The sequence below is a fragment of the Paracoccus sp. UBA889 genome (assembly GCA_002294185.1).
Lineage (GTDB): Bacteria > Pseudomonadota > Alphaproteobacteria > Rhodobacterales > Rhodobacteraceae > Paracoccus.
The window spans coordinates 26565-51805 of sequence record DBFD01000075.1 but is presented as its reverse complement, the minus strand read 5'-3'; the positions used below and the strand labels follow the sequence as shown (position 1 = coordinate 51805).

Annotated in this window: 24 protein-coding genes, 1 tRNA gene and 1 pseudogene; 17 read left to right on the top strand and 9 right to left on the bottom strand. The window is 64.7% G+C overall.

Annotated features, from left to right (window positions below):
- Positions 1 to 243: 243 nt before the first annotated feature.
- Complete coding sequence (locus B4L36_RS15325; protein WP_292958936.1) at positions 244 to 936, bottom strand: GntR family transcriptional regulator; 693 nt, start codon at positions 934 to 936, stop codon at positions 244 to 246.
- Between the two features lie 394 nt (positions 937 to 1330).
- On the opposite strand from B4L36_RS15325, the gene B4L36_RS15320 reads away from it, so the two are divergent.
- The 7 genes from B4L36_RS15320 to B4L36_RS15290 all read left to right on the top strand — a co-directional run bounded on the left by B4L36_RS15320 (position 1331) and on the right by B4L36_RS15290 (position 8661).
- A complete protein-coding gene (locus tag B4L36_RS15320; RefSeq protein WP_292958935.1) occupies positions 1331 to 2074 on the top strand; it encodes an SDR family NAD(P)-dependent oxidoreductase in 744 nt (247 codons plus the stop codon).
- Positions 2075 to 2408: 334 nt separating this feature from the next.
- The gene (locus tag B4L36_RS15315; RefSeq protein WP_292958934.1) at positions 2409 to 3410 is read left to right on the top strand and encodes a TRAP transporter substrate-binding protein; all 1002 of its coding nucleotides are present in this window, start codon (positions 2409 to 2411) and stop codon (positions 3408 to 3410) included.
- A gap of 129 nt (positions 3411 to 3539) precedes the next feature.
- Positions 3540 to 4001: a TRAP transporter small permease gene (locus B4L36_RS15310; RefSeq protein WP_292958932.1), complete on the top strand. Its 462-nt coding sequence runs from the start codon at positions 3540 to 3542 to the stop codon at positions 3999 to 4001.
- The gene (locus B4L36_RS15305; RefSeq protein WP_292958930.1) at positions 3998 to 5308 is read left to right on the top strand and encodes a TRAP transporter large permease; all 1311 of its coding nucleotides are present in this window, start codon (positions 3998 to 4000) and stop codon (positions 5306 to 5308) included. Before B4L36_RS15310 ends, B4L36_RS15305 begins: the two co-directional genes overlap by 4 nt.
- Positions 5309 to 5529: 221 nt before the next feature.
- Positions 5530 to 6510: a tripartite tricarboxylate transporter substrate binding protein gene (locus tag B4L36_RS15300; RefSeq protein ID WP_292958928.1), complete on the top strand. Its 981-nt coding sequence runs from the start codon at positions 5530 to 5532 to the stop codon at positions 6508 to 6510.
- Positions 6511 to 6666: 156 nt separating this feature from the next.
- Entirely contained in the window at positions 6667 to 7140 is a 474-nt protein-coding gene (locus B4L36_RS15295; RefSeq protein ID WP_292958926.1) for a tripartite tricarboxylate transporter TctB family protein, read from the top strand.
- Between the two features lie 18 nt (positions 7141 to 7158).
- Positions 7159 to 8661 (top strand): tripartite tricarboxylate transporter permease, encoded by a 1503-nt coding sequence (locus tag B4L36_RS15290; RefSeq protein WP_292958924.1) that lies wholly within the window; start codon positions 7159 to 7161, stop codon positions 8659 to 8661.
- 101 nt (positions 8662 to 8762) lie between these two features.
- Here the strand turns inward: B4L36_RS15290 and B4L36_RS15285 are convergent, their stop codons facing one another.
- The 5 genes from B4L36_RS15285 to B4L36_RS15265 form a co-directional block, all read right to left on the bottom strand.
- Positions 8763 to 9257 carry an SRPBCC family protein gene (locus B4L36_RS15285; protein WP_292958922.1) on the bottom strand — a complete coding sequence of 165 codons (495 nt, stop codon included), beginning with the start codon at positions 9255 to 9257 and terminating at the stop codon, positions 8763 to 8765.
- Positions 9250 to 9594 carry an ArsR/SmtB family transcription factor gene (locus B4L36_RS15280; RefSeq protein WP_292958920.1) on the bottom strand — a complete coding sequence of 115 codons (345 nt, stop codon included), beginning with the start codon at positions 9592 to 9594 and terminating at the stop codon, positions 9250 to 9252. Before B4L36_RS15280 ends, B4L36_RS15285 begins: the two co-directional genes overlap by 8 nt.
- A gap of 255 nt (positions 9595 to 9849) precedes the next feature.
- Positions 9850 to 9925 (bottom strand) — tRNA-Ala (locus tag B4L36_RS15275).
- A 188-nt stretch (positions 9926 to 10113) separates the two neighbouring features.
- The gene (locus tag B4L36_RS15270; RefSeq protein ID WP_292958918.1) at positions 10114 to 10500 is read right to left on the bottom strand and encodes a DoxX family protein; all 387 of its coding nucleotides are present in this window, start codon (positions 10498 to 10500) and stop codon (positions 10114 to 10116) included.
- A 64-nt stretch (positions 10501 to 10564) separates the two neighbouring features.
- Positions 10565 to 10879 (bottom strand): TIGR02300 family protein, encoded by a 315-nt coding sequence (locus B4L36_RS15265; RefSeq protein WP_292958916.1) that lies wholly within the window; start codon positions 10877 to 10879, stop codon positions 10565 to 10567.
- A 138-nt stretch (positions 10880 to 11017) separates the two neighbouring features.
- Between B4L36_RS15265 and B4L36_RS15260 the strand changes: the two genes are divergently transcribed.
- Both B4L36_RS15260 and B4L36_RS15255 read left to right on the top strand, forming a co-directional pair.
- Positions 11018 to 11707: a M48 family metallopeptidase gene (locus tag B4L36_RS15260; protein ID WP_292958914.1), complete on the top strand. Its 690-nt coding sequence runs from the start codon at positions 11018 to 11020 to the stop codon at positions 11705 to 11707.
- Between the two features lie 53 nt (positions 11708 to 11760).
- Positions 11761 to 12405 (top strand): GntR family transcriptional regulator, encoded by a 645-nt coding sequence (locus B4L36_RS15255; protein ID WP_292958912.1) that lies wholly within the window; start codon positions 11761 to 11763, stop codon positions 12403 to 12405.
- A 45-nt stretch (positions 12406 to 12450) separates the two neighbouring features.
- Here the strand turns inward: B4L36_RS15255 and B4L36_RS15250 are convergent, their stop codons facing one another.
- Both B4L36_RS15250 and hemB read right to left on the bottom strand, forming a co-directional pair.
- Positions 12451 to 13074 (bottom strand): YSC84-related protein, encoded by a 624-nt coding sequence (locus B4L36_RS15250; RefSeq protein ID WP_292958949.1) that lies wholly within the window; start codon positions 13072 to 13074, stop codon positions 12451 to 12453.
- A 151-nt stretch (positions 13075 to 13225) separates the two neighbouring features.
- Positions 13226 to 14230, bottom strand: coding sequence for a porphobilinogen synthase (gene hemB / locus B4L36_RS15245; protein ID WP_292958910.1), 1005 nt, complete (start codon positions 14228 to 14230; stop codon positions 13226 to 13228).
- A gap of 102 nt (positions 14231 to 14332) precedes the next feature.
- Here hemB and B4L36_RS15240 point away from each other — a divergent pair, with 102 nt between their 5' ends.
- From B4L36_RS15240 to B4L36_RS15205, 8 genes and pseudogenes are all read left to right on the top strand, one after another.
- Positions 14333 to 14908: a hypothetical protein gene (locus B4L36_RS15240; RefSeq protein WP_292958908.1), complete on the top strand. Its 576-nt coding sequence runs from the start codon at positions 14333 to 14335 to the stop codon at positions 14906 to 14908.
- Positions 14909 to 14946: 38 nt separating this feature from the next.
- Positions 14947 to 18402, top strand: coding sequence for a transcription-repair coupling factor (gene mfd / locus B4L36_RS15235; protein ID WP_292958906.1), 3456 nt, complete (start codon positions 14947 to 14949; stop codon positions 18400 to 18402).
- Positions 18399 to 19514 (top strand): aminodeoxychorismate synthase component I, encoded by a 1116-nt coding sequence (locus B4L36_RS15230; protein WP_335662088.1) that lies wholly within the window; start codon positions 18399 to 18401, stop codon positions 19512 to 19514. The genes mfd and B4L36_RS15230 overlap by 4 nt, the downstream gene beginning before the upstream one ends.
- Positions 19515 to 19516: 2 nt before the next feature.
- Positions 19517 to 20107 (top strand): aminotransferase class IV, encoded by a 591-nt coding sequence (locus B4L36_RS15225; protein WP_292958904.1) that lies wholly within the window; start codon positions 19517 to 19519, stop codon positions 20105 to 20107.
- Between the two features lie 69 nt (positions 20108 to 20176).
- Complete coding sequence (gene prfB, locus B4L36_RS15220) at positions 20177 to 21304, top strand: peptide chain release factor 2 (protein ID WP_292958902.1); 1128 nt, start codon at positions 20177 to 20179, stop codon at positions 21302 to 21304.
- 110 nt (positions 21305 to 21414) lie between these two features.
- Positions 21415 to 22404: an aldo/keto reductase gene (locus B4L36_RS15215; RefSeq protein ID WP_292958900.1), complete on the top strand. Its 990-nt coding sequence runs from the start codon at positions 21415 to 21417 to the stop codon at positions 22402 to 22404.
- Positions 22405 to 22593: 189 nt separating this feature from the next.
- Positions 22594 to 23661, top strand: coding sequence for a patatin-like phospholipase family protein (locus tag B4L36_RS15210; RefSeq protein WP_292958898.1), 1068 nt, complete (start codon positions 22594 to 22596; stop codon positions 23659 to 23661).
- Between the two features lie 70 nt (positions 23662 to 23731).
- Positions 23732 to 24540: pseudogene (locus tag B4L36_RS15205) on the top strand (IS5 family transposase).
- Here the strand turns inward: B4L36_RS15205 and B4L36_RS15200 are convergent.
- Entirely contained in the window at positions 24537 to 25181 is a 645-nt protein-coding gene (locus tag B4L36_RS15200) for a DUF502 domain-containing protein (RefSeq protein ID WP_292958896.1), read from the bottom strand. The pseudogene B4L36_RS15205 and the gene B4L36_RS15200 overlap by 4 nt on opposite strands.
- Positions 25182 to 25241: the final 60 nt, after the last annotated feature.

The window sequence follows — 25241 nt, the reverse complement described above, 5'->3', positions numbered from 1 at the left end:
CCATGACCCGCGAGTTTCTGTCCGATCTTCTTGGCGTTGTCGCCCTGTCCGTCACCACGGGCATCGTGCTGTGGCTGCCCGCGATCCTGCAAGCCTGATTTCCGTTTCTGCCCCGCGTTGCGACGGCGCCGCGCCTGTGCGCCGAATCTGTCCCCTGCACGCGCAACTTGACCGGCCCCGTCATGGGCCGGTTTTTTCCTGGGTCTTCCGGACCGAATTCGTCCCCGGCAGGTCAGAGCAATTTCAGGTTTCTTCCGGCTCGAAGTAATTCGCGTTGGTTGCCGAGATCCGCGCGATCGTGTCGTCCAGCCGCGACAGGTGCAGCACGCCGATCTCGACGGCCTTTTCGGCATCATGGTTCTTGACCGCCTCTGCGATGCCGCGGTGATCCGCCACCAGATGGGGCATGCGATCCTCTTTCGAAAGGCCCAACGTACACAGCCGATCCACCTTGGATTTCTCGCTCATGATGACATCGAAGGCGAAGTCTGCCCGGCCGATGGCGCAAAGCGTCTTGTGAAATTCATAGTCGAGCGCGCCGAAACCCTCGACGTCGCTGTCCCGGATCGCCTTTTCCTGGCTGGCAAGCGCTGCGTCGAGCTGCGCGGCACCCTCGGCTTCGCAATGTTGTGCCGCCCGTCGCAGGACTTCCTTTTCGACCGCCGCGCGGATGAAACGCGATTTCTCGATCTCTCGGGACGAAAATCGCCTGACTTCCGTTGCCCGCTGCGGGCGGATCAAAAGAAGATCAAGGTTCGCGAGACGGCTGAATGCATCGCGCACGGGCTGACGCGAGACGCCAAATCGCGACGCGATCTCTGCCTCGGAGATCTTGTCACCGGGCCGCAGGCGCAACGACAGGATTTCGTCGTGGAGATAGTCGAAAATGTCATCGACGCTTGTCCGCCGCTCACTCAAATGGCTTGGCTGCACCATCGCCTCATCTCCATCCTGTGTTCATTCGAAGCCTCGACGCGAAGGCACACCATCGGGTTGGTGGCGTCCATGGGTAAACGCCAACTTCGTCGGCGAACTCGATGACCCATCGGGCTGTTGCCTTGTTTTTCAAGGGTTCCACCCGTCGAATGACCCTACCTTACTCTCATCTAGTATACCACAAAGATTACTAGTATACCAGAAAGACACGACAGCGAATCGGCTTGCCGGTTCACAGGCGACAGATGGAGGCGTCGCACAGGGGGAGGAAGCTGATGTCCGGGCGCGGATCGCGGTATTTCAAAGTCCTGACTGCGAGGATCGGCCAACGGCCTGACCCGGCGGCGTGTTGCCGCCCGGACAGACAGACAGAAACGTAAGAGAAGGACCAGACATGACGCTCAAGGGAAAAACCGCTATCGTGACCGGCGGAGGTCGCGACATCGGGCGCGCTTGCGCCATGCGTCTTGCCGAAGAAGGCGCGATGGTCGCAATCAACTACTTCTCCAGCAGCGCCGGGGCGGACAGCGCGGTCGAAGAAATTCGTTCCAGGGGCGGCAAGGCTTTCGCGCTTTGCGGCGACCTGACCACCCGGGACGGCGCGGATGCGCTGGTGAAGCGAACCCTGGAAGAATTTGGCGGCATCGACATCCTGGTCAACAACACCGGCGGTCTGATCGCGCGCAAGACCATTCCGGAAATGTCGCTGGAGCATTGGCAGGCAGTCATGGACCTGAATGTGACGAGCACATTCCTGATGATCAAGTCCTGCCTGCCGCACCTGAAATCCGGTTCGATCGTCAACCTTGCAAGCCAGGCCGGGCGCGACGGCGGCGGGCCGGGTTCGGTGGCCTATGGCGCGTCGAAGGGCGCGGTGATGACGATGACGCGCGGTCTTGCCAAGGAACTTGGTCCGAAGATTCGCGTCAATGCGCTTTGCCCCGGCATGATCGACACCGATTTTCACAACATCCACACCAAGGACGAGGTGCGTCGCAACGTCGAGGCGGCATCGCCGGTCAGGCGCCAGGGGACATCGGAAGATGTCGCCAATCTGGTGTATTTCCTGGTCAGTGACGAAGCCGGTTTCATCACCGGAGCCAATGTCGACATCAATGGCGGGATGCTGTTCTCCTGAGGCAGGGACGGGCCGCGCCCATGTGCCGGACCGTCGCGGAGACAGGGTCGGGCAACAGGCTTTGCCGTAGCCGTCAGGCCCGATCGTCCCATCCTTCCGCTTTTGGCAAGGGGGCTGAAGGGCGTTGCACAATCAACGTCCCGACCCGTCGATCAGCAGGACCATTCGGCAAGATTGATCTGGTATACTAGAAGACAACATGCTAGTGCAAAGATGGGGAGGGGGAGTCCGAATCAATACGGCAGTCTGGTCGATCCGTTCAGCCCTGACTGAAGCTTCGACCTGCCGCGCCGGGCCAACGGACTCGCGCCCCGGAATTTTCGAGGAGGAACACATGACAAACCACTTTTCCGCCGGAACGCTGCTGCGTGGCGTCGGCCTTGCCTGTGCATTCGTGGCCACGGTTTCGGCCGCCAGCGCGCAGGAGATCACGCTGCGCGGTGCCAGCATGTTCGATGAGAACCATGCTTTCACCAAGACGATGCGCCGTTTTGCCGAACTGGTGAACGAAAAATATGACGGCGACGTCACATTCGACCTGCGCCTGAACGGCGAACTGGGGGTCGAAGCCGACTACGTGACGTTCCTGCAGCAGGGTGTCGCGATCGACTACACGATCATGGCGCCGTCGAACATGGCGACTTTCGCGCCGTCCATCCCGCTGATGGACATGCCGTTCCTGTTTCGCGACCAGGCCCAGTGGGAGGCGGTCTTGTCCAGCGATGTCCTGAAGCCGCTGGAAGACGAGCTTCTGGAAAAGGCCGACATCATGGTGATCGGCTATACCGGGGGCGGGGTGCGCAACATCATCTCGAACGCGCCGATCCAGAATCTGGAAGAACTGAACGGCTTCAAGATGCGCGTCATGGGGGCCCCGATCCAGGCCCAGATCTTTTCGGCGCTGACCGCCGCGCCCTCGGCGATTGCCTATAACGAGGTCTACAACGCCATCCAGACCGGCGTCATCGCCGGGTTCGAGAACGAGGCTGCGAGCATCCAGAACCTCAAGTTCTATGAGGTCGCGCCCTATCTGACGCTGACTCGCCACGCGATCACCGTCCGCCCGATCGTGATGAGCGGCAAGACTTTCCGCAATCTGCCCGAGGATTTGCAGGCCGCCGTCCTGGAAGCCGGCGACGAGGCCGGAGCCTTCGGACGCGAACTGGAATCCCGCGAGGATGCAGAGAAACTGCAGGAAATGGTCGATGCCGGCCAACTGACCGTCCTGGAATTCGAAGGTCGCGACGAACTGCTGAAAATGGTGGTTCCGGTGCAGGATGCCTATGCCGAAAGCCTGGGTGCGACCGATTTGCTGACCGCCATCCGCGGCATGTGATCGGGGTCCGAACAGCTGGAACGCCCTCGCGGCGGCATCGTCCGCAACGCGCTTTTCAAAGCGCGGGACAGGCCGCGAGGGCAGGGGGGAGAAGACGGCGTGAAACGGATGCTTGAAGGATTTTGCCAGGTGCTGCGCATCCTGCTGGGCGCAATGACGGCGATACTGGCCATTCCGGTCGGAATGCAGGTTATCGCGCGATATACCGGCATGATCCCGGTCTATCTGTGGACCGAGGAACTCGCCACCTTCATCTTCGTCTGGGTGGTCATGATCGGGTCGATGATCGCGGTCTGGGAAGGCACCCATTTCGATGTCCGGGTGACGCCCGACGCAAGCCGCCCGCTGACAATCTTTCTGCAGCAGGGCGTCGTGTTCCTGCTGATCGGCTGCTTCGCCCTGCTTTTCGCCTGGTACGGTCTTGAATATGCGAGGTTCGGCGCCTTGCAGCGATCCGTGATGATGCAGGCCAACAAGCTTGTCACCTTCATTTCGGTGCCGATCGCCGGCGCGGTCTGGGCGATCTTCGCATTCTACCGCCTGGCCGAGACTTTCAGCAATTATCGCGCATCGCGAAAGGTCACGTCATGATCGTGTCTACAGGTTTGGCCAGCGCCGTCCTGGTTGGCGGGTTTCTGCTTCTTGTCCTGATCCGCGTGCCCGTGGCCTTCGCGCTTGGCATCGCCACGGTTCCGATCGTGCTTCTGGATATCCGTCTGACGCCGTTCATCGTTCTGGACCGGATGTTTCAGTCCTATAATTCGTTCGTCCTGCTGGCGGTGCCGTTCTTCCTGCTGGCCGCCAATCTGATGAATTCGGGCAAGATCACCGACCGGCTGATCGAACTGGCCAGAGTATTGACAGGCTGGATGCCCGGCGGGCTTGGACATGTGAATGTGGCGGTGTCGATGCTGTTTGCCGGCATTTCGGGATCGTCGACCGCCGATGCGGCCGGCTGCGGCAGGATCCTGATCCCGGCAATGGTCAGGGAAGGCTACGATACCCGCTTTGCCATCGCCATCACGGCCTGTTCGTCGGTGATGGGCGTCATCATCCCGCCCAGCATCCTGATGGTGGTCTGGGGCGGGGTGATGCAGGTTTCTGTCGGGGCGCTGTTCCTGGCTGGCGCCATCCCCGGCCTGTTGATCGGCCTGGCGCTGATGGGGACGGTCTATGCCTATGCCAAGGTCCGCAACTACCCCAGGGCGGGCCGCCCCAACTGGTCCGAGTTCTGGCACGCGCTGAAGGGTGCGGCGCTGGCGATGCTGACGCCGATTCTGGTGATCGGCGGCATCGTCGGCGGCATCGTGACACCGACCGAAAGCGCCATCATCGCCGCGGCCTATGCCCTGATCCTGGGGATGTTCGTCTATCGCACGGTTTCGCTGCGCGATCTGGGTGGCATCTTCTACGAGACCGGGCGGTTCGCCTCGATCTCGCTGTTCGCGATCGGCACCGCCTCCGCATTCGGCTGGATGCTGGCCTTCTTCAACGTGCCCCGGCTGATCGTGGAGGGCATGACCAGCCTGCAGTTCGGCACTTTCGGAACCGCGATCGTCATTGCCGCCCTGTTCCTGTTCTTCGGCCTGTTCATCGATGCGATTCCCACCATCATCATCCTGGGCACCGTGCTGCTGCCGGTGGCGGCCGCGGCCGATATCCACCCGGTCGTTTTCGCGATCATCGGGATCGTCTCGCTGGCCTTCGGACTGGTGACGCCGCCCTATGGGCTCTGTCTGCTGATCTCGGCCGCGATAGGCGGAATGAACGTCGCGCAGGTGATGCGGGATGTCGTCATCATCCTGATGCCGATGCTGCTGATCCTGCTGCTGATCATTCTGGTGCCGGAACTGGCGCTCTGGCTGCCGCGAACCCTGATGCCGGGCGCGTTCCGTTGAAACGGATCGAGACAGGAGGGACGGCGATATGCACTATTCTTCCCGCCGCTCGCCGCGGCCCGGCCATGACACGGTCCGAAGAAGATCGCTAACGTGAGGTCGAAAAGCCGGAAAGCCGTCATAGGATCAAGTTTCGAAGCGCCATGTCGCTTCGTTCACGACCGGAACCGCACCGAAGAGCGCGGATAGGTCACAATCAAATGCATGTAAGGAGGATGTTCATGCTTCGCAATTTCTTCACTCTCGGCCTCGGCGCGGCCGCGTTTGCCGCCGGAACGTTTGTTCTGTCCGAGTCCGCCCTCGCGGAATATCCCGAGCGGCCGATCACCTGGATCGTGCCCTGGGGCGCCGGCGGCGGCACCGACGCCACCAGCCGGATGCTTGCCGGGCTGATGGAACAGGAACTCGGGGTTCCCGTGAACGTGGTCAACCGTGACGGCGGATCGGGCGTTGTCGGCCATTCGGCAATCGCCAACGCGCAGCCCGACGGCTATACGATCGGCACCGTGACCGTCGAGATCGCCATGATGCGGCACGCGGGCCTGACCGATCTGGATTATTCGGATTATACTCCGATCGGGCTGTTCAATGCGGACCCGGCCGCCTTCCACGTTCGCGCCGATTCCGAATTCGATACGCTTCCGGCCTTTCTCGAGGCCGCCAAGGCCGATCCGGGCAAGATGAAGGCTTCGGGAACCGGTCAGGGCGGCATCTGGCACCTTGCCATGGCCGGTCTGCTGGTCGAAAGCGGCCTTGCTCCGGACACGGTGCCCTGGGTGCCATCCAAGGGCGCGGCCGCGGGCCTGCAGGACCTGGTGTCGGGCGGCGTCGACATCGTCGCATCCTCCTATCCCGAGGCCGCCTCGCTGATTTCGGCCGGCAAGGTCAAGTCGCTTGCGGTGATGGGGGACGAACCGCTTGCCGACGTGCCCGATCTGCCGACCGTAAAATCAGAGACCGGAATTGATCTGACGGTTTCCACCTGGCGTGGCCTGGCCGGGCCCGCCGGCTTGCCCGACGATGTCGTCGCCAGGCTTTCGACCGCGCTGGAAGCTGCCTGGAAATCCGAAGAATTCACCGCCTTCATGGCGGAACGCGGTTTCGGCAAGGTCTGGCTGGACGGACCGGGATTCGGCAAATTCATGGCCGATGCCGATGCTGCCAACGGCATGGTCATGAAGGCCGCCGGCCTCGCCAAATAGCCAGCCCGGCGCATCGGCCACAGGCCGTTGCGCCGGATCATCCCCGACCCTCGCGCCACCGGCCGCGACCGGTACGCCGCCCGGGCGGACTGATTACCGCCCGGACGATCCGGCAGGGATCATCGTCGGAAATCGGGGTAACTTGCGGGAGACGACATGAAGATCAGTGACCGTTTGACAGGTTTCGTGCTGTTGCTGTTTGCGACAGCCATCCTGGTGGAAGCCAGCCGCTTTCCGTTGATCCCGGGATTGTCCATCGGTTCAGGCCTGTTGCCCATGATCGTGGCCTCGGGCCTCATCCTCTGCTCGCTCGTTCTCATCGTGAAAGACATGATCGCGAGGCCGCGGCCAAAACTGGCCGAACCGGGCGACTGGATTTCCGACCACCGCCGTCTGATCCGGGTGGCGATCGTGCTGCTGGGAACGGCAAGCTTCATCCCGCTGCTGGACGTGATCGGGTTTCCTGTCCTCAGCATCGCGATGCTTCTGGCATTCCTGCTGTCGCTGCGGGTGGACGTGATGACCTCGGTCCTGGTGTCGGTAACGGCATCGCTGGCGATCCACACCCTGTTCAGCAAGGTCTTTCTGGTGCCTCTGCCGTGGGGCATCCTGCAATCGGTCGCCTGGTAGGTCGACAAGGGGCACGTCATGGACAACATTCTCAACGCTTTCACCATGATCGCCGATCCTTCGGTGCTTGGCGTCATCATCGCCTCGTCGCTTTTCGGCCTGTTTGTCGGGGCGATTCCGGGGCTTTCGGCCACGATGGCCACGGCCCTTCTGGTGCCGCTTACCTTCTTCATGGATCCGCTGCCGGCGATCGCCTCTATCGTCAGCGCCGTCGCCATGGCGATCTTTGCCGGAGACATTCCCGGCGCGATGCTGCGCATCCCCGGAACCCCAGCCTCGGCCGCCTATGTCGATGACGCCTATCAGATGACCTTGCGCGGAGAGGCCGAGCGGGCGCTTGGGATCGGGCTGGTCAGTTCGGTCTTCGGCGGCTTCGTGGGCGCCATCATCCTGACCCTCGGGGCGCCCTTCCTTGCCGAATTCGCATTTCAGTTCAGCACGGTAGAGTATTTCTGGCTGGCAGTTCTGGGGCTTAGCTGCTCTGTCATCATTTCGCGCGGCTCGCCGATCAAGGGGCTGGTGTCACTGCTGATCGGTCTTTTCATCTCGACCATTGGCATCGATGTGACCGGCGGTTACCCGCGTTTCACCTTCGGATCGGTCGACCTGATGGGCGGGGTCAGTTTCATTCCGGCAATGATCGGCATGTTCGCCGTGACCGAAATACTGCGCTTTTCCATGAACGCGTCGCACCAGACCAGTTCCGCACCCAAATCCAATTCCACCGTCTATGGCGGTCAGTGGAAGATGGTGCGCGAAAACAAGCGGCATCTGGTTTCGGGCAGCCTGATCGGAACCGTTATCGGCATCCTGCCTGGCGCCGGCGCCGATATCGCTGCCTGGGTTGCCTATGCCATGGCCAAGAAGATCTCTCGGACGCCCGCGAAGTTCGGCACCGGTCATCCGGAGGGACTTGCCTCGGCGGGCGCCGCCAACAATGCGGCGCTCAGCGGTGTCTGGATCCCCGCGCTGGTCTTCGGCATTCCGGGGGATTCCGTGACCGCCATCGCGGTCGGCGTCCTTTTCATGAAGGGCATCACCCCCGGTCCGATGGTCTTCGTCCAGCAGGCCGACCTGACCTATGCCATTTTCCTGACCTTCTTCCTGTCCAATCTTTTGCTGCTGGTGCTGGGCTATTTCGCGATCCGCGGCGCCAGGTTCGTCGTTCAGACCCCGGCGCGGTTGCTGATGCCGGTGATCCTGCTGTTCTGCATCGTCGGCTCGTTCGCCATCACCAACAGCGTCTTCGGCATCGCCGTGATGCTGGTGCTGGGGGTTCTTGGCTTTCTCATGGAGGAAAACGGCTTCCCGATCGCGCCGGCCATCCTGGGCATCGTCATCGGCCCGATGCTCGAGGACAATTTCATGGCGACAGTGATCAAGTCCGATGGCGGTATCGTGGGGTTCTTTGATCGCCCCGTCTCGGGCGCCCTGGGCGCCTTCACGATCCTGATCTGGGTCATACCGCTTGTCACCATGGCCCTGCGTCGCCGCAGCCAGCGGATCGAGGCCGGGGCCTGACCGGTCGCTTTTCCATCGCCGGCAAAGGGTTTCGCAGGCAGCATCGCCGATTTGCACGGATGCGGGGCATCTGACGGTTCACGTCCGATTTTGCCAGTCAGTCACCGGCTTTCGACTTGTGCAGCCAGTTTCGAGAGGGTCTGACCACCAAGTTCGACGGCGCCAAAGGCAATGACGGTGTTCCGGCGTTCCGGCGTCGGATGGATCTGTCGCAGGGTAACGACCGATTTTCCGTTTTCCTGCTCATCAAAGGTTACAAGCAGACGGAACCGATCCGGATCGTTGGCTTCGTCCTTGCCATGGACCGCCTCGATCAGGTCCGGAGCTTCGACGCGGACGAAATCCATCCTGTTCGAGAAGTTCGTGCCATCAGGTGAGGTCATGTCGAACCGCCACACGCCGCCCGTCCGGATGTCGATTTCATGAGTCTTGCATCTGAAACCCTCCGGCCCGAACCATTTCACGATCTGTTCGGGATCCGTCCACGCCGCACAGACAGTTGCGCGATCCGCGTCTACCACGCGGGTGATGACGATTTCACGATCAAGCGGGGCCGATGACCAATCCTTTGCTGTGCTTCTGACTTTTTCAGTCATCGGGATTATCCTTCTTTTGCTGGTCCGGATGTGCCTCAAGACGATCGAGGCGTTCTTCTGCCTGCCGGCGGTATGTTGCCAGCCAATCTTCAGCCCTGCGAAGTGCATCTGGATCAAGAGAACAGATGCGCGTTCGTCCCTGCCGTTCCGATGAGATAAGCCCAGCGTCCTCCAGAACTGCCAAGTGCTGTGTAAAGGATGGCAAGGCCATGTCGAAGGGCTGTGCCAGCTTCGAGACCGCCGCCGGTCCTTGGCTGAGGGCTTTCACCACTGCGCACCGCGTCGGGTCGGAAAGTGCGCTGAATGTTGTTTCGATCACGGTATCAAAGTTGGCCATCAGCCAGAACTAGGCGGGCGGAACATATTAGGTCAACACCTGACTATCACGGCACGATTTTCGGGAAGGGGTCAATCGGCGTCAGTGTTGTGCCTGAAAACAGGGGCTCGGACTTGCCGTTCGCCGCAAGGATGGAAAAAAAGATGCGCCTCTGTTCAGTCAGATACCGATGATCCCGGACTAGACGCGGCTGCCTTGTTCATCGTTGTGACAAAAAGTCGAGACGATCTGGCAGGTATCATTTTCGGGAAAACCTGGTGGAGCCAAGGGGAGTCGAACCCCTGACCTCTTGAATGCCATTCAAGCGCTCTACCAACTGAGCTATGGCCCCACCGGAGGTCTGCGCGGGCGCTGCTTTGCGCTTGCGTGGGGCGGTCTATAGGGGCGCGCCGAAGAGGGTGCAAGTGGAAAATTCGCCGGGCCGGTCCGAAATCCCGAGGTAATCCGGTGGCAGGCCGCGACAGGGAAAAGGACGGGATGCAAGATCCCGTCCTGCGCGTGTTCGATCGCCCTGAACGACTATTTGTCACGACCCAGAACCGCATCCGCGCTGAGCGGGCCGGGGCCGGCGAAGACCAGGTAGAGGAATACGAAGGAATACAGGATCGCCGGATCGCCCCCGTTCAGGGCCGGAAACGGACCCTGCGGCGCATGGGCGATCCAGTAGGCGACCGCCATCAGGCCGGACAGCAGAAAGGCCACCGGACGGGTGAACAATCCGACGATCAGCAGCGCGCCGCCAACCAGCTCCATGATGCCCGAAATCCAGGGAAGCGAGAGGGCAGGGGGATTCAGGTTGCTGGCCGGGAAGCCGAGAATCTTCTGTGTGCCATGGGCGAAGAACGTCAGCGCGCTGACAATGCGCAGAACGCTGCGCATCAGCGGCGCATAGGCGTTGAGGGCCATCGGGATATCCTTGGTCGGGGCAGGGCAAGAAGGGCCGGCCCCGCAGCCGGCCCCCGCAATCGCATCAGTCCTCGTCGTCGTCCGAGACGTCGGCGATATCGTCCAGCGACACGTCGCCGTCGTCGTCCTCCTCTTCCAGCAGGTCGTCGTCCAGATCGCCGCTGTCGCTGTCGATGTCGTCCTCTTCCTCGGCGGCCTCGCTCGTGTCGCGCGAGGCGGCCTTTTCCGGAACCAGCGTCTTGCCGCGTCCATCGGTCAGGCTTTCCAGCGTGAACTGGGCCCCGCAGGCCGGACAGGTCATCGGATCGTTCTGCAAATCGTAAAAGCGCGTTGCGCAATGCGGGCACAGGCGTTTCGTGCCCCATTCCTCTTTGGGCATGGCATTCTCCTTCCGCCGCGTTTAGGGAAATCGGTGGTCCCCCTGCCACAGCGCCAGAGGGGTGTCAAAGGCTTTTCTGACAGGCCCCGCGCGGCGTTGCAAGCTGCGCGCCGGCCGGTCGGGCAGAAGGGGCGGGACATGGCCGCAAGCATCCGGATCGAGGACGGCCTGCACGTCCTTCTGCGCCGCTCGGCGCGGGCGCGGCGCATGATTCTGCGGGTGCCGCGCGATGGTGGTGCGCCGGTGCTGACGCTGCCCAGTCACATCCCCGAGGCCGAGGGGCGCGCCTTCTTGGAATCGCGGCTCGACTGGCTGCGCGGGGCCAGCGGGCGCGTGCCGCAGCCTCAGCGGGTTCAGATCGGGACGGCCTTTCCGATCGAGGGCCGGAGACTGATCCTGACCCCTGCACAGACCCGTCTTGCCCGGATCGAGGGCGATCGCCTGATGCTGCCTGCCAACCGACCGGCCGGACCCGTCGTTCAAGCCTTCGTGAAACATCTGGCCCATCAGCGTCTGGGATCGGCCTGCGACCGCCATGCCGCGCGGCTGGGCAGGCCGTTCCGCGCCATCGTCCTGCGTGACACACGATCACGCTGGGGCAGTTGCACCTCGGACGGACGGATCATGTTCTCGTGGCGGCTGGCGATGGCCCCGCCCGAGGTGCTGGATTACGTCGCCGCCCACGAAGTCGCGCATCTGGCGCATATGGATCACTCGCCCCGGTTCTGGGCCGCGGTCGAGGCGCTGAAGCCCGGTTACGGGACCTGTCGGGCCTGGCTGCGGCGTCATGGCGGCGATCTGCTGATCTGGCGCTTCGATTCGGTCTGATCGGCCTGCCGGGCGGGATTGACGGGCGGCGCATTTGTGATCACAAGGCGCGCATGACCCCGTCCCGATCGTCCGACCCCGCCGCGCATGAGCGGCTTTATCGCAGCCTCCGCAGCCGGATCATGCTGGGCGAATTGCCGCCCGGCAAGCCGCTGACCCTGCGCGGAATCGCGCAGGAATACCATCTGTCGATGACCCCCGCGCGCGAGGCGGTGCGGCGCCTTGTGGCCGAGGGCGCGCTGAGTCTGTCGGGCTCGGGCCGCGTCACCACGCCGGCGCTGTCGGATGACCGGATCGAGGAACTTGCCGCCCTGCGCGCCCTGATCGAGCCGGAACTGGCGGCCCGCGCCCTGCCGAGGGCGCATCTTGCGCTGATCGACCGGTTGGCACAGATGAATGCTCGCATCGCCGATGCCGTCGAACGCCACGATTCGGTGGGTTACATCCGCTGCAACCTGGATTTTCACCGGATGCTGTATCTGCGCGCGCAGGCCCCGGCGATGCTGGCCATGCTGGAGACGATCTGGCTGCAACTGGGGCCGACCATGCGGGCGCTCTATGGCCGGGTGAAACGGCAGGAGCCGCCGCGCCATCACCGCATGATCCTGGCCGCGCTGCGCGCCGGCGATGAACCCGCCTTGCGGCTGGCGGTGCGCGCCGACGTCACCCGTGGGTTGCGGCACCTGACAGCGGCGTGATCCTTCACGCCCCGCAGGTCGCCCGATTCCGTCCCTGCCGGTCGATCAGCCCGGCGGCAGCCCCAGCGACGGCATGTTGCGATTGGCCATCGTCAGCAGGGCCGAGGGAATGATGCGGCTGTATTTCGTCCCGTCGATCGCGGCACCGGCGATCAGCCCGGACTGGCCGAAGATCATCGCCACGACCGGATATTGCGCGGTGATCGTATCGGCCCCCAGCGACATGCCCCCGGCGGGCACCGCGTAATAGGCATCGGCGCCCGCGACCCAGCCCGGAGCGGCGCGGAAAGCGGCCAGCGCCGCGTCGGTCTGGAAGATCAGAACATGGGCGTATTGCTGCGCGCCGGCCTGAAAGCCGACGCTGGCCTGCGTCGCGGAATAGTAATCCACCGTCGCATCGCCGATCCGCAGCGCGCCCTGGCCATAGGCGCCGCCGACGCCAAGCGCGGCCTCGGTCATCAGCGGCATGTAAAGCACACCGCGCGCATTCTCGACCATCGGCGCGGCGGCGGGATAGGTCTGCAGCAGATATTGTCGGGTCGCATCGACACGCGCATCCAGTTGTGCGGCCGCATCCGTGCCCACCGCATTGCTGCAGCCGCCCAGCGTGGCCGTGGCCAGAACCGCGCCCGCGCTCAGCAGCAGGGTGCGGCGCGTCATCAAGTGCATGGTTGTCATTGTCTCTTGCCTCGTCGCATTATGGCCGTCATGGCGCGGCCTTCGCCGCAAGCCTATGCCATTCGCCGCGCCCTGTCATCGCCGCACTGCACAAGGTGGCGGATTCGGGCGGATGTCCGGCCGTGCGCCGGATTTCCGCCGATCAGCCCGCTTGCGCGGCCAGTTCGGCCATCTGGGGCGCGAAATAGGTCAGGATGCCGTCGCAGCCGGCGCGGCGAAAACACAGCAGGCTTTCCCGCATCGCCTCGCGCGACAGCCAGCCGTTTCGGATCGCGGCCTCCAGCATCGCGTATTCGCCGCTGACCTGATAGGCAAAGGTCGGCGCGCCGAATTCGTCCTTTACCGCGCGGCAGATATCCAGATAGGGCATGCCCGGCTTGACCATCACCATATCCGCGCCCTCGGCCAGATCGCGAGCCACGCAGCGCATCGCCTCGCCCCGGTTGGCGGGATTGACCTGATAGGTCTTCTTGTCGCCGACCAGCCGTCCCGTGGCGCCCACCGCATCGCGGAACGGACCATAGAAGGCGCTGGCGAATTTCGCCGCATAGGACAGGATCGCCACGTTCTTGTGGCCCTGCGCCTCCAGCGCCGTGCGCAGCGCGCGGATCCGGCCGTCCATCATGTCTGAAGGACCCAGGATGTCGGCCCCGGCCTCGGCCTGGACCAGTGCCATCCTGACCAGCGCCTCGACCGTTTCGTCGTTCAGGATCTCGCCATCCACGACGATGCCGTCATGGCCATTGGCGTTATAAGGATCCAGTGCGATATCGGTCATCACGGCAAGATCGGGTACCGCCTCCTTGACCGCGCGGATCGCGCGGTTGCCGATATTGTCGGGATCCCAGGCGCGTTCGCAGCTTTCCGTCTTCAGGTCCTGATCCGAATGGGGAAAGATGCAGATCGCCGGAATGCCCAGGCGGGCGGCGCGTTCCGCAGCGCGCCGCGCGCCGTCCAGTGTCAGCCGCTCGACCCCGGGCATGGATGCGATCTCGCCCTCGGCGCCGGCGACCTCGGTGACGAAGATCGGCCAGATCAGGTTGGCGGATGTCAGGTTGGTCTCGGCGACCATGGCGCGAAGGCCGGGCGTTCGGCGCAGGCGGCGCAGGCGCGAAGCGGGGAAGGGGGCGATGATCGGGCTGGCCATGGCGGGGTCCTTTCGCGGCGGCGGCCGGGAAAGGCAACTGCTTTCCCTTCCCGCGCGCCCGTTCTAAGGTCGCGCGCAGCCAAGGACAAGGAAGGCGCGGACGTGCCGCAATTCGACGGATTGATCAGCTTTCTCGACAGCCGCTCTTTCGGGTCCATCTGGTTCTGGCTGGCTCTGGTCGGGATGTGGTCGGCCACCGGCCGCAACGTGATCGGCGTCCCGGTCGAGGTGCTGGCCGCTGCCCGTCGCGCTTCGGTCCGCGATGCCTCCGAAGAAGGGCTGGCCGCGATCACGCTGCTGGACTGGCTGTCGCTGACCCTGCCGCGATGGCAGCTTGGCAGGCGCGAGGGCGCGATCGTGTCGGGCGTGACCACGTTTCTGCTGACTTCGCTGGCCATTCTGGGCTTTGGCTACGGGCTGGAGATGGCGCAGGCTTTGGCGCTGCTGATGGCGCCGTTCATGGCGCTGTTCTGGATGCGCGTCCGCTTGGCGCGGCGGCTGATCCCGCTGTTGCAGGCAGGGCAGGCGGGCGAGACCCCCATCGCAGATGTCGCCGCCGGGGCGGTCCGGCTGATGAACCGGCACCGCCGCCTGGTCCTTCTGCTGTCGGTCGTGTCGGTCGCGGCGACCGCGCTTTGGGGCGCGCTCTGGGCGCTGGTTCACCCCAACGGGCTGTGACGCTTGACTCCGCGGCGCGGCGCTTTACCTGACGGGCCATGTCCGAACAACTGACCCTTTCCGGCGCCCCCGAGGGCTATGATGCCGCCCTGATCGCCCGCGAGGCCGCGCAATCCGGCACTGGCGCGGCCGTGATCCACATCGCCCGCGACGACCGCCGGATGCAGGCGATGCGCGCGGCCCTGGCCTTCCTTGCGCCCGCCCTGCCGGTGCTGGACTTTCCGGCCTGGGACACAACGCCCTATGACCGGATCTCGCCATCGGCCGATCTTCAGGCGGCACGGATGGCGACGCTGGCGGGGTTGGCGCAGGGCGCGATCAGGGGGCCTTTCGTGCTGCTGACCACGCTGAACGCCGCGATGCAGCGGGTGCCGCCGCGAGATCTGGTGGCGGGGGCCAGTTTCTCGGCCCGCGTCGGTCAGCGAATCGACGAGGCCGCCTTGCGCGACTTCCTGGTCCGGATGGGGTTCGTGCAATCGCCAACGGTGACCGAGCCGGGCGATTACGCAGTCCGGGGCGGCATCATCGACATCTTTCCGCCCGGCGAATCCGGTCCCGTCCGGCTGGACCTGTTCGGCGATGTGCTGGACGGCGCGCGCCGGTTCGACCCCGAAACCCAGCGGACCACCGAAAAGCTGAGCCGGGTCGAGATTGCGCCCATGTCCGAGGTGATCCTGGACGAGCCGTCGATCACCCGGTTTCGACAGAGTTACCGCGCAGAATATGGCGGCGGCACCAGCGATCCGCTGTATGAAGGCGTCAGCGCCGGCCGCAAGATGGCCGGAATGGAACATTGGCTGCCCTGGTTCCACGACCGGATGGAAAGCCTGTTCGACTATCTGCCCGCCGCATCCGTCGTTCTGGACGACCATCTGGGGCAGGTGGCCCTTGCGCGGCGCGAGATGATCCGCGAACAATTCGAGGCCCGCCGCGCCGCGCTGGCGGCCAAGGGGCGCAGCGACACGGTCTACAAGCCCGTGCCCCCCGATCTGATCTTTCCGCCCGAGACGGAATGGGCCGGCTGGCTGGACGCGCACCGGGTGCTGCGCCTGTCGGTGCTGGCGCAGCCGCCCGGGCCGGGCATTCTGGATGCCGGCGGCCGTCCCGGGCGCAATTTCGCGCCGGAACGCCAGTCTGAAAATCTCAACCTGTTCAAGGTTCTGGCCGATCATATAAAGGCATTATCGAAAGATCATCGTGTGATCGTGGCCAGTTTTTCGGATGGCGCGCGGGACCGTCTGGCCGGCCTGCTGGCCGATGAGGGACTGACCGGCGCCAGGGAGATCGGCGATATTCGTGATCTGCCGGAAAGCGCCGGTGCGCTCGGGCTGGCGGTGTGGCCGCTGGACGAGGGTTTCGTGGCCGAAGGTCGGGCGCTTGGGCCGATCGCCGTGATTTCGGAACAGGACGTGCTGGGCGACAGGCTGATCCGGGGCGCGAAAAAACGCCGCAAGGCCGAGAATTTCTTGCAAGACACGACCAGCCTGACGCCCGGCGATCTGGTCGTCCATGTCGAACATGGCATCGGGCGCTATACCGGGCTTGAGACGATCAAGGCCGCCGGCGTGCCGCATGATTGCGTGGCGCTGGAATATGCGGGCGGGGACCGGCTGTTCCTGCCGGTCGAGAATATCGAATTGCTGTCGCGCTATGGCCACGAGGAAGGTCTGCTGGACCGTCTGGGCGGCGGCGCGTGGCAGGCCCGCAAGGCGAAACTGAAAGAACGGATCAAGCTGATCGCGGACAAGCTGATGCGCGTGGCCGCCGAACGCCTGCTGCGTCCCGCCCCGGTGCTGGAGCCCGAGGACCACGATTGGCAGGCCTTTGCCGCGCGTTTCCCCTATAGCGAGACGGACGACCAGCAGGCCGCAATCGAGGACGTGGCCGCGGATCTGGCCGCGGGCCGGCCGATGGACCGGCTGATCGTCGGCGATGTGGGCTTCGGCAAGACCGAGGTCGCGATGCGCGCGGCCTTCATCGCCGCAAGCCAGGGAATGCAGGTGGCGGTGGTCGCGCCGACCACGCTGCTGGCGCGGCAGCATTTCAGGACCTTCGCGGACCGTTTCCGGGGCAGTGCGATCGTCGTCCGCCCGCTGTCGCGTTTTGTCGGTGCGAAGGATGCCGCGAAGACCCGCGAGGGGCTGTCCGATGGCAGCGTCGATATCGTGGTGGGCACCCATGCGGTGCTGGCCAAGGGGGTGCGGTTCAAGCGGCTGGGTTTGCTGATCATCGACGAGGAACAGCATTTCGGCGTCGCCCACAAGGAACGGCTGAAGGAACTGCGCAGCGACATCCATGTCCTGACCCTGACCGCCACGCCGATCCCGCGCACCTTGCAATTGTCGCTGACGGGCGTGCGCGACCTGTCGGTGATCGGCACGCCGCCGGTCGACCGGCTTGCGATCCGCACCTATGTCAGCGAATTCGACAGCGTGACCATCCGCGAGGCGCTGCTGCGCGAGAAATATCGCGGCGGGCAAAGCTTTTTCGTCGTGCCGCGCCTGTCGGACCTGCCCGATGTCGAACATTGGCTGGCCGAAAACGTGCCCGAAATCCGCTTCATCGTCGCCCATGGCCAGCTTGCCGCCGGCGATCTGGATCAGCGGATGAACGCCTTCTACGACGGCAGCCATGATGTGCTGCTGGCCACGAGCATCGTGGAATCGGGGCTGGATATCCCGACTGCAAACACGATGATCGTCTGGCGGGCGGACATGTTCGGGCTGGCGCAACTGTATCAGATCCGGGGGCGCGTCGGGCGATCCAAGACCCGCGCCTATTGCTATCTGACGACCACGCCGCGCGCGCCGCTGACCCCGCAGGCGCTGCGGCGGCTGAAATTCCTGGGTGCGATCGACGGCCTGGGCGCGGGGTTCAACATCGCCTCTCAGGATCTGGATCTGCGTGGGGCGGGCAATCTGCTGGGCGAGGAACAATCCGGCCATATCAGGGAGGTCGGCTTCGAACTCTACCAGCAGATGCTGGAGGAAACCATCGCCAAGCTGAAGTCGGGCGAGATCGAGGGCACGCCCGAGGACGAATGGGCGCCGACGCTGAACCTGGGTGTGCCGGTGACGATCCCCGAAAGCTATGTTCCCGATCTCGACGTGCGGCTGGGCCTCTATCGCCGCCTCGCCAGCCTGACCACCAAGGTCGAGCTGGAAGGCTTCGCGGCCGAGCTGATCGACCGTTTCGGGGCGCTTCCGCGCGAGGTGAACACGCTGCTTCTGGTCATTCGCATCAAGGCGATGGCGAAACGTGCCTGTATCGCGCGCCTGGATGCGGGGCCCAAGGGCGCCACGGTGCAGTTCCATGACGACAAGTTCCCCAATCCGGCCGGGCTGGTCGAATTCCTGACCGATCAGCACGGACAGGCAAAGGTGGACGGCAACAAGATCGTCATCCGCCGCGACTGGTCCTCGGATGCGGACCGCATCAAGGGGGCCTTCGGCATCGCCCGCGATCTGGCCCAGAAGGCCAGGGCGGCAAGGTGATCCGCTTCGATCACGGTCCCTTGCCGGGCGGGACGATCTTCGAGGCCCCGCAAGCCGTGATCCGCGCCGATACGGCGGCGGGCGTGATCCCGGCCCTCGCCGCCATCGAATCCGCGCGGGCGCGCGGCCGTTGGTTGGCGGGGTATTTCTCTTATGAGCTGGGCTATGTCCTGGATCCGAAACTGGCGCCGCTGATGCCTGCGGGCCGCGCCATGCCGCTGATCCTGATCGGCGTGTTCGACGGCCCGCGCCCGGCACTGCCTTTGCCCGCCCCCGGCGGGGCGATCGGCGCGCCGCGGCCCTTGTGGTCGCGGGATCGCTATGACCGGGCGATCGCTGCGACCCATCGCTATATCGAGGCGGGCGATTGCTATCAGGTCAACCTGACCTTCCCGATGGAGGCGCGGGCGACGGGCGATCCGCTGGCGCTGTATTCGGCGCTGGCCGCGCGGCAGCCGGTGGGCGAGGGGGCCTTTGTCGATCTGGGCGGGCCGGTGGTGCTGTCGCGCAGCCCGGAGCTGTTCTTTGCCGCCGATGCCGCGGGCCGGATCGAGACGCGACCGATGAAGGGCACGGCCCCGCGCGGCGCGACCCCGGCCGGGGATGCGCAGGCCGCGGCCCGTCTGGCCGGCTCGGAGAAGGACCGGGCCGAGAACCTGATGATCGTGGACCTTTTGCGCAACGACATCAGCCGGGTTTGCCTGCCGGGCAGCGTCCATGTCCCGGACCTGTTCCGGATCGAGCCCTATGCGACGCTGCATCAGATGACCTCGACCGTGGCGGGCCGGCTTGCGCCCGGCACCAGCCTGACCGATATCCTGTGCGCGCTGTTTCCCTGCGGCTCGGTCACGGGCGCGCCGAAGATCCGCGCGATGCAGATCATCGCCGAGCTGGAACGGGCGCCGCGCGATGTCTATTGTGGCGCCATCGGCTGGGTCGATCCGGCCGGGCCGATGCGTTTCAGCGTCGCCATCCGATCGCCGGTCATGACGCAACCGGGCCTGTTGCGGCTGAATGTCGGCGGCGGCATCACCCATGACAGCCGCGCCGGTTCCGAATGGGAGGAAGCTCTTTGCAAATCCGCATTCCTCGACCTGTCCCCGAAAAGCTGAGCGTGATCGAGACGATGCGGGCCGAGGATGGCCGCATCGCGCTGTGGTCCCTGCATCGGGACCGGATGCGGCGCGATTGCGCGGCCGTCGGTTTTGCCGTGGACGAAGATGCGCTGGCGGCGCGGCTGGCAGGGATCCCGCGTCGTGGCGTGCTGCGCCTGCGCCTGACCGTCGATGCGTCGGGGACCGGGCTGACGCATCAGCCGCTGGCGCCGAACCCGGATTTCTGGCGGGCGGTCGTCTCGGATATCCGGCTGGACAGCGCCGATCCGTGGCTGCGGATCAAGTCCTCGCACCGCCCGGCCTATGATGCGGCGCGCCGGGCGATGCCCGCGGGCTGCGACGAGGCGGTCCTGCTCAATGAACGCGGCCAGGTCTGCGAGGGCACGATCACCAGCATCTTCCTGCGTCGGGGCGATCGGCTGCTGACCCCGCCCTTGTCCTGCGGGCTGCTGCCCGGTGTGCTGCGCGCATCGCTGCTGTCTTCGGGCCGCGCCCATGAGGCCGTCCTGCACGCGGATGATCTGCACCGGGGCGATCTCTTTTGTGGCAACGCGCTGCGCGGGCTGATTCCGCTGCGCCTCGCGCGCTGAAGGCCCGGCCACTTGTTCCCGTCCCGCCCCCGCGTTATCTGTCGCGCCTGAATTCCAGGGGGTTCTGCCATGCGCGCCGAGACGCAGTCCACAATCGACACGATCCGCAGATCGCTGAGCCTGCTGGGCCAGCGGCTGGACTGGCAGACCGCGCCGCACCGTCTGGAAGAGATGAACGCCATGATCGAGGATGGCGATCTGTGGTCCGATCCGGCGCGCGCGCAGAAGCTGATGCGCGAGCGGCAGGCCCTGTCCGATGCGATCGAGACCTATCGCCGGATCGAGGGCGATCTGTCGGCGAATGCAGAGATGGTCGAACTGGCCGAGGCAGAGGGCGATGCCGATCTGGTCGCCGAGGCCGAGGCGAACCTGAAATCGCTGGCCGAACTGGCCCGGCAGAAAGAGCTTGAGGCGCTGCTGAACGGCGAGGCGGATGGCAATGACACCTTTCTGGAAATCAACGCAGGCGCGGGCGGCACGGAAAGCTGCGACTGGGCCGCGATGCTGGCGCGGATGTATGTCCGCTGGGCCGAGAAGAAGGGCTATGAGGTCGACCTTCTGTCCGAGACCGGCGGCGACGAGGCGGGCATCCGAAGCGCCGCCTACAAGATCAGCGGGCGCAACGCCTATGGCTGGCTGAAATCCGAAAGCGGCGTGCACCGGCTGGTCCGCATCAGCCCCTATGACAGCGCGGCCAGGCGGCATACCTCGTTCTCGTCGGTCTGGGTCTATCCGGTCGTGGACGACAATATCGAGATCACCGTGCCCGACAACGAAATCCGCATCGACACCTATCGGTCCTCGGGCGCGGGCGGGCAGCATGTGAACACGACCGACTCGGCGGTGCGGATCACCCACCTGCCGACCGGGATCGTCGTGACCAGTTCGGAAAAATCGCAGCACCAGAACCGCGCCAACGCCATGGCAGCGCTGAAGGCGCGGTTGTATCAGATGGAACTGGATCGTCGCAACGCCGAGGTCAACGCCCAGCACGCGGCCAAGGGCGAGGCCGGCTGGGGCAATCAGATCCGCTCCTACGTGCTGCATCCCTACCAGATGGTCAAGGATCTGCGCACCTCGGAAGAGACCAGCGACACACAGGGCGTTCTGGACGGCGATCTGGACGCCTTCATGGCGGCGACGCTGGCGCTGGATGTCGCGGGCAAGACCCGGGCCGAGGCGCAGTCCGACGATTGATCCCGCCGGCGTCGAAGCCGCGCTTCGCCGGGATCAGGCCGAAAGAAGCCTTCGCGCGGCTTGCGGCCGCCCCGGCGTCAGGGTTTGATCGCGGCGCGACAAGGCGGGGGATGCGGATGCAGAAGCGGCAACTGGGGCAGAATGGTCCGATGGTGGGGGCGGTGGCCCTTGGGACGATGAATTTCTGCGGCACCTATGGCGAGACGACACAGGATCAGGCCCTGCGCTGCATGGCGGAATGTCTGGACCTGGGCGTCGATCATTTCGACACGTCGAATGTCTACGGAATGGGCCGGGCCGAGGATTTGCTGTCGCGGTTTCTCAAGCATCACCGCCACCGGGTCGTTCTGGCCAGCAAATGCGGGATCACCCGCAATCCCGATCACCCTTTCGACAATTCCGCGGACCACATGCGGCAGGCGCTGGAAGATTCGCTGCGGCGGCTGGGGGTCGAGCGGATCGATCTCTATTACTTGCACCGCCACGAAGTCGCGCGCCCCATCGAGGAGGTGATGCAGGTGTTGCTGCGGTTCCGCGACGAGGGCAAGATCGGTGCCGTGGGATTGTCCGAGGTTTCGCCCGCGACATTGCAGAGGGCGCGGGCGGTGGGGCCGGTCGCGGCGGTGCAGTCGGAATATTCGCTGTGGACGCGGCAGGTGGAACTGGGGATGTTGCAGGCGACGGGTCGCGGCGATGCGGCCCTTGTCGCGTTTTCGGCCTTGGGACGCGGCGTGTTGTCCGGCGCCATCCCCGATCCCGCGACATTCGGCAAGACCGATCTGAGGCAGGCGATGCCGCGCTTTTCGGCCGAGAACTGGCCGCATAATCTGGTCAGGCTGCGAGCGTTTCAGGACTTCGCTCGCGATATCGGCCATGATCCGGCAAGCCTCGCGATTGCCTGGCTCTTGTCGCGCGGACCGCATGTCATCGCGCTGCCCGGATCGCGCAGTCCCGATCACATGCGCGCCAACGCCCTTGGCGCGACGCTGGATCTGACGCCGGATCAGATCGCCCGGATCGACCAGATCCTGCCGGTCGGCTGGGCGCACGGCGCGCGCTACGGTCCCGCCATGTCCAACGGACCGCAAGCCTATTGCTGAGCGCGGCGGCCCCCCGCTGGCCGGATCGCGTGGCTGGCTGGCGGCCCCGATCCATGGCCGTCGCGCGGATGACCCGGCCTTCACGGCAGGGATTGCGGCGGTGGCGGCAGCCAATCCGGCCGGACAAGGCCGGACTTGCGCCGGGATCGGGCTTGGTTATGCTGCGGGTGCGAAATGGCGGATCGTGGCATGAAAGAGACAAGCATCAATCTGGCCCTTCAGGGCGGAGGCGCCCATGGGGCCTTCGCCTGGGGCGTCCTGGACCGGCTGCTGGACGAGGATTGGCTGCGCATCGCGGGGATCAGCGGCACCTCGGCCGGGGCGCTGAACGGGGCCGCGCTCAAGGCCGGCCTGTCGGCGCATTCGGGACCCGCCGGCAGGCTCGCCGCCCGGCGCAACCTGGACTACCTGTGGTCCGAGGTCGGGCAGCTTTCCGACAACCGCCTGGTTCGCTGGATGAATTCGCTGATGCCGATGCCGCGCGGAATGCACCGCCTGACCGAGATGTTCTCGCCCGCCGCATGGCTGGACAATCTGACCCGCATTTTCAGCCCCTATGATTACGGACCTTTCTACGTCAATCCGCTGGGGCCGGTGTTGCGCGAATTGCCGCATCGCGATTTCGGCAACAGGCGGGGCCCCGAACTGTTCGTCGCCGCCACCAATGTCCGCACCGGTCGCATCCGGGTCTTTACCGGCGAGGCGGTGACGCCCGACGCGGTGATGGCATCGGCCTGCCTGCCGAACCTGTTCCGCGCGGTCGAGATCCGCGATCCGGCCACTGGCAAGCTGGATGCGTTCTGGGATGGCGGCTTCACCGGCAATCCGGCGCTGTTTCCATTCTATCAGCCGCGCTTTCCGCGTGACATCGTGATCGTCAACATCAATCCGCTGATGCGCGACGGGGTGCCGAAGACACCGGTCGAGATCGCCGATCGGGTCAACGAGATCAGCTTCAACTCGTCGCTGATGGCGCAGCTTCGCGCCATCAACTTCGTCAAGAAGCTGCACCAGGAGGATCGGCTGCACGATCGCGTCATGGCCAATCCGCTGATCCACATGATCCTGGACGACACGCTGATGAATGACCTGACCGCGCGGTCCAAGATGATGCCCGCGCCCGGCCTTCTGGCGCGGATGAAAGAGGCTGGACAGGCCGCCGCCGACGGATTTCTCGATGAACATGGCGATGCCCTGGGCGATCGCGACACGGTCGATCTGCGGGCGCTGTTCGCGGGATCCGAGGTCGTGGGCTAGGTCATGCACTCATAAATGACTAGCGGCGTTTGAGCTTTGCTGATTCATTCCTTGCAAAGAGGAGAGCAGCTTGTCCCAACGTCGCTACCAATTGACCGATTTCGAGTGGTCTGTCATCGCGCCACTTTTGCCGAACAAGCCGCGCGGGGTTGCGCGGGTCGATGATCGTCGGGTCCTGAACGGCATCTACTGGCGGCTCCGGACCGGTTCTCCCTGGGCCGACATCCCCGAGCGCCATGGCCCCTACACCACGTGTTATAACCGCTTTGTCCGTTGGGCGCGTCTGGGTGTATGGGATCGGATATTCGAAGCTGTGTCAGCGGCTTACGAAGGTTCGGAACAGTCGGTGGACAGGTCCTCGATCCGCGTCCACCAGCACGGAGCCAACGCAAAAACGGGGGCAAAGCGCCCGCCGGCCCCGCCGGTGTGGGTGACTTTCGAGCCGTCTGCATGGGGCGCTCGCGGGGCGGCCTGACGACCAAGATCCACGCCGTCACCGATGCCCAGGGCCTGCCGATCACCCTCAAGCTGACCGCCGGGCATGCCCATGACGGTCGGTCTGCCGACGACATGCTGGGCACGATCGGATCGGGCCAGACCCTGCTCGCGGACGCGGCCTAGGACAGCAATCGGTTGCGCGATCATCTCGCGCGGGTTGGCGCGAAAGCAGTCATCAGACAGATCCCACGACGCTCCGCCCCGCCGCCGCTGGACAAGAACACCTACCGCCGTCGCAACCGGATCGAACGGTTCTTCTCAAAGCTCAAGCATTACAGGGCGATAGCGACCCGATACGAGAAACACGACGCCAACTTCCTCGCACTCGTCAAACTTGCCGCAACACGCATCTGGTTGCGCGCTTATGAGTCGGTGACCTAGCCGTTCCTGTCGCCCGCCCTGTCCTCGCGCGGCGTGGTCTTGGACGACTGCGCCGGATAGACCAGCCCGGCCGAGATGATCAGCTTGGCCGCATCCTCGACCGACATCGACAGGATCGTGACGTCGCTGGCCGGGACGTAGATCAGGAAGCCAGAGGTCGGGTTGGGCGTCGTCGGCACGAAGACGGCAATCAGGTCATCGGCGGTGCGGCTGACCAATTCGCCCTTGGCCGGCCCGGCGACAAAGCCCAGGGCCCACAGGCCCTTTCGCGGATATTCGATCATGCAGGCGCGGTCGAACCGGGCCTCGTCCTGCGACAGGATCGTCTCGGCGATCTGTTTCACCGCACCATAGACGGATCGCACGATGGGCATCCGGGCCACGATCCGCTCGCCGGTGCGCAGCAGCGCGCGACCGACCCAGCCCTTGGCGACCCAGCCGATCAGCACCGTGAACAGCAAAAAGAAGACGACGCCGACCCCGCGCAGCGGGATGCCGATGTAATTCTCGGGTCGCCAGCGCGGCGGCACCATCGGCAGGACCCAGCTGTCCATCCAGCCGGTCAGCGTCCAGATCAGCCAGACCGTGATCCCGATCGGCGCGACCACGACCAGCCCGGCCAGAAAGTTCGACCGCAGCATTCCCAGAAGTCCCGGGCGTCTTGGAGGCAGGGCAGGGTCCATGCGCATGAGGAATGGATC

What these genes read in the sequence shown, in the direction of transcription:
- mfd (WP_292958906.1), top strand. Translation starts at nt 14,947, where the DNA reads ATGTCCGAACAACTGACCCTTTCCGGCGCCCCCGAGGGCTATGATGCC.
- B4L36_RS15305 (WP_292958930.1), top strand. Translation starts at nt 3,998, where the DNA reads ATGATCGTGTCTACAGGTTTGGCCAGCGCCGTCCTGGTTGGCGGGTTT.
- B4L36_RS15290 (WP_292958924.1), top strand. Translation starts at nt 7,159, where the DNA reads ATGGACAACATTCTCAACGCTTTCACCATGATCGCCGATCCTTCGGTG.
- B4L36_RS15270 (WP_292958918.1), bottom strand. Translation starts at nt 10,500, where the DNA reads ATGGCCCTCAACGCCTATGCGCCGCTGATGCGCAGCGTTCTGCGCATT.
- B4L36_RS15215 (WP_292958900.1), top strand. Translation starts at nt 21,415, where the DNA reads ATGCGGATGCAGAAGCGGCAACTGGGGCAGAATGGTCCGATGGTGGGG.
- B4L36_RS15200 (WP_292958896.1), bottom strand. Translation starts at nt 25,181, where the DNA reads ATGCTGCGGTCGAACTTTCTGGCCGGGCTGGTCGTGGTCGCGCCGATC.
- B4L36_RS15280 (WP_292958920.1), bottom strand. Translation starts at nt 9,594, where the DNA reads ATGGCCAACTTTGATACCGTGATCGAAACAACATTCAGCGCACTTTCC.
- B4L36_RS15295 (WP_292958926.1), top strand. Translation starts at nt 6,667, where the DNA reads ATGAAGATCAGTGACCGTTTGACAGGTTTCGTGCTGTTGCTGTTTGCG.
- B4L36_RS15260 (WP_292958914.1), top strand. Translation starts at nt 11,018, where the DNA reads ATGGCCGCAAGCATCCGGATCGAGGACGGCCTGCACGTCCTTCTGCGC.
- hemB (WP_292958910.1), bottom strand. Translation starts at nt 14,230, where the DNA reads ATGGCCAGCCCGATCATCGCCCCCTTCCCCGCTTCGCGCCTGCGCCGC.
- B4L36_RS15315 (WP_292958934.1), top strand. Translation starts at nt 2,409, where the DNA reads ATGACAAACCACTTTTCCGCCGGAACGCTGCTGCGTGGCGTCGGCCTT.
- B4L36_RS15325 (WP_292958936.1), bottom strand. Translation starts at nt 936, where the DNA reads ATGGTGCAGCCAAGCCATTTGAGTGAGCGGCGGACAAGCGTCGATGAC.
- B4L36_RS15255 (WP_292958912.1), top strand. Translation starts at nt 11,761, where the DNA reads ATGACCCCGTCCCGATCGTCCGACCCCGCCGCGCATGAGCGGCTTTAT.
- B4L36_RS15250 (WP_292958949.1), bottom strand. Translation starts at nt 13,074, where the DNA reads ATGCACTTGATGACGCGCCGCACCCTGCTGCTGAGCGCGGGCGCGGTT.
- B4L36_RS15265 (WP_292958916.1), bottom strand. Translation starts at nt 10,879, where the DNA reads ATGCCCAAAGAGGAATGGGGCACGAAACGCCTGTGCCCGCATTGCGCA.
- B4L36_RS15285 (WP_292958922.1), bottom strand. Translation starts at nt 9,257, where the DNA reads ATGACTGAAAAAGTCAGAAGCACAGCAAAGGATTGGTCATCGGCCCCG.
- B4L36_RS15300 (WP_292958928.1), top strand. Translation starts at nt 5,530, where the DNA reads ATGCTTCGCAATTTCTTCACTCTCGGCCTCGGCGCGGCCGCGTTTGCC.
- prfB (WP_292958902.1), top strand. Translation starts at nt 20,177, where the DNA reads ATGCGCGCCGAGACGCAGTCCACAATCGACACGATCCGCAGATCGCTG.
- B4L36_RS15210 (WP_292958898.1), top strand. Translation starts at nt 22,594, where the DNA reads ATGAAAGAGACAAGCATCAATCTGGCCCTTCAGGGCGGAGGCGCCCAT.
- B4L36_RS15320 (WP_292958935.1), top strand. Translation starts at nt 1,331, where the DNA reads ATGACGCTCAAGGGAAAAACCGCTATCGTGACCGGCGGAGGTCGCGAC.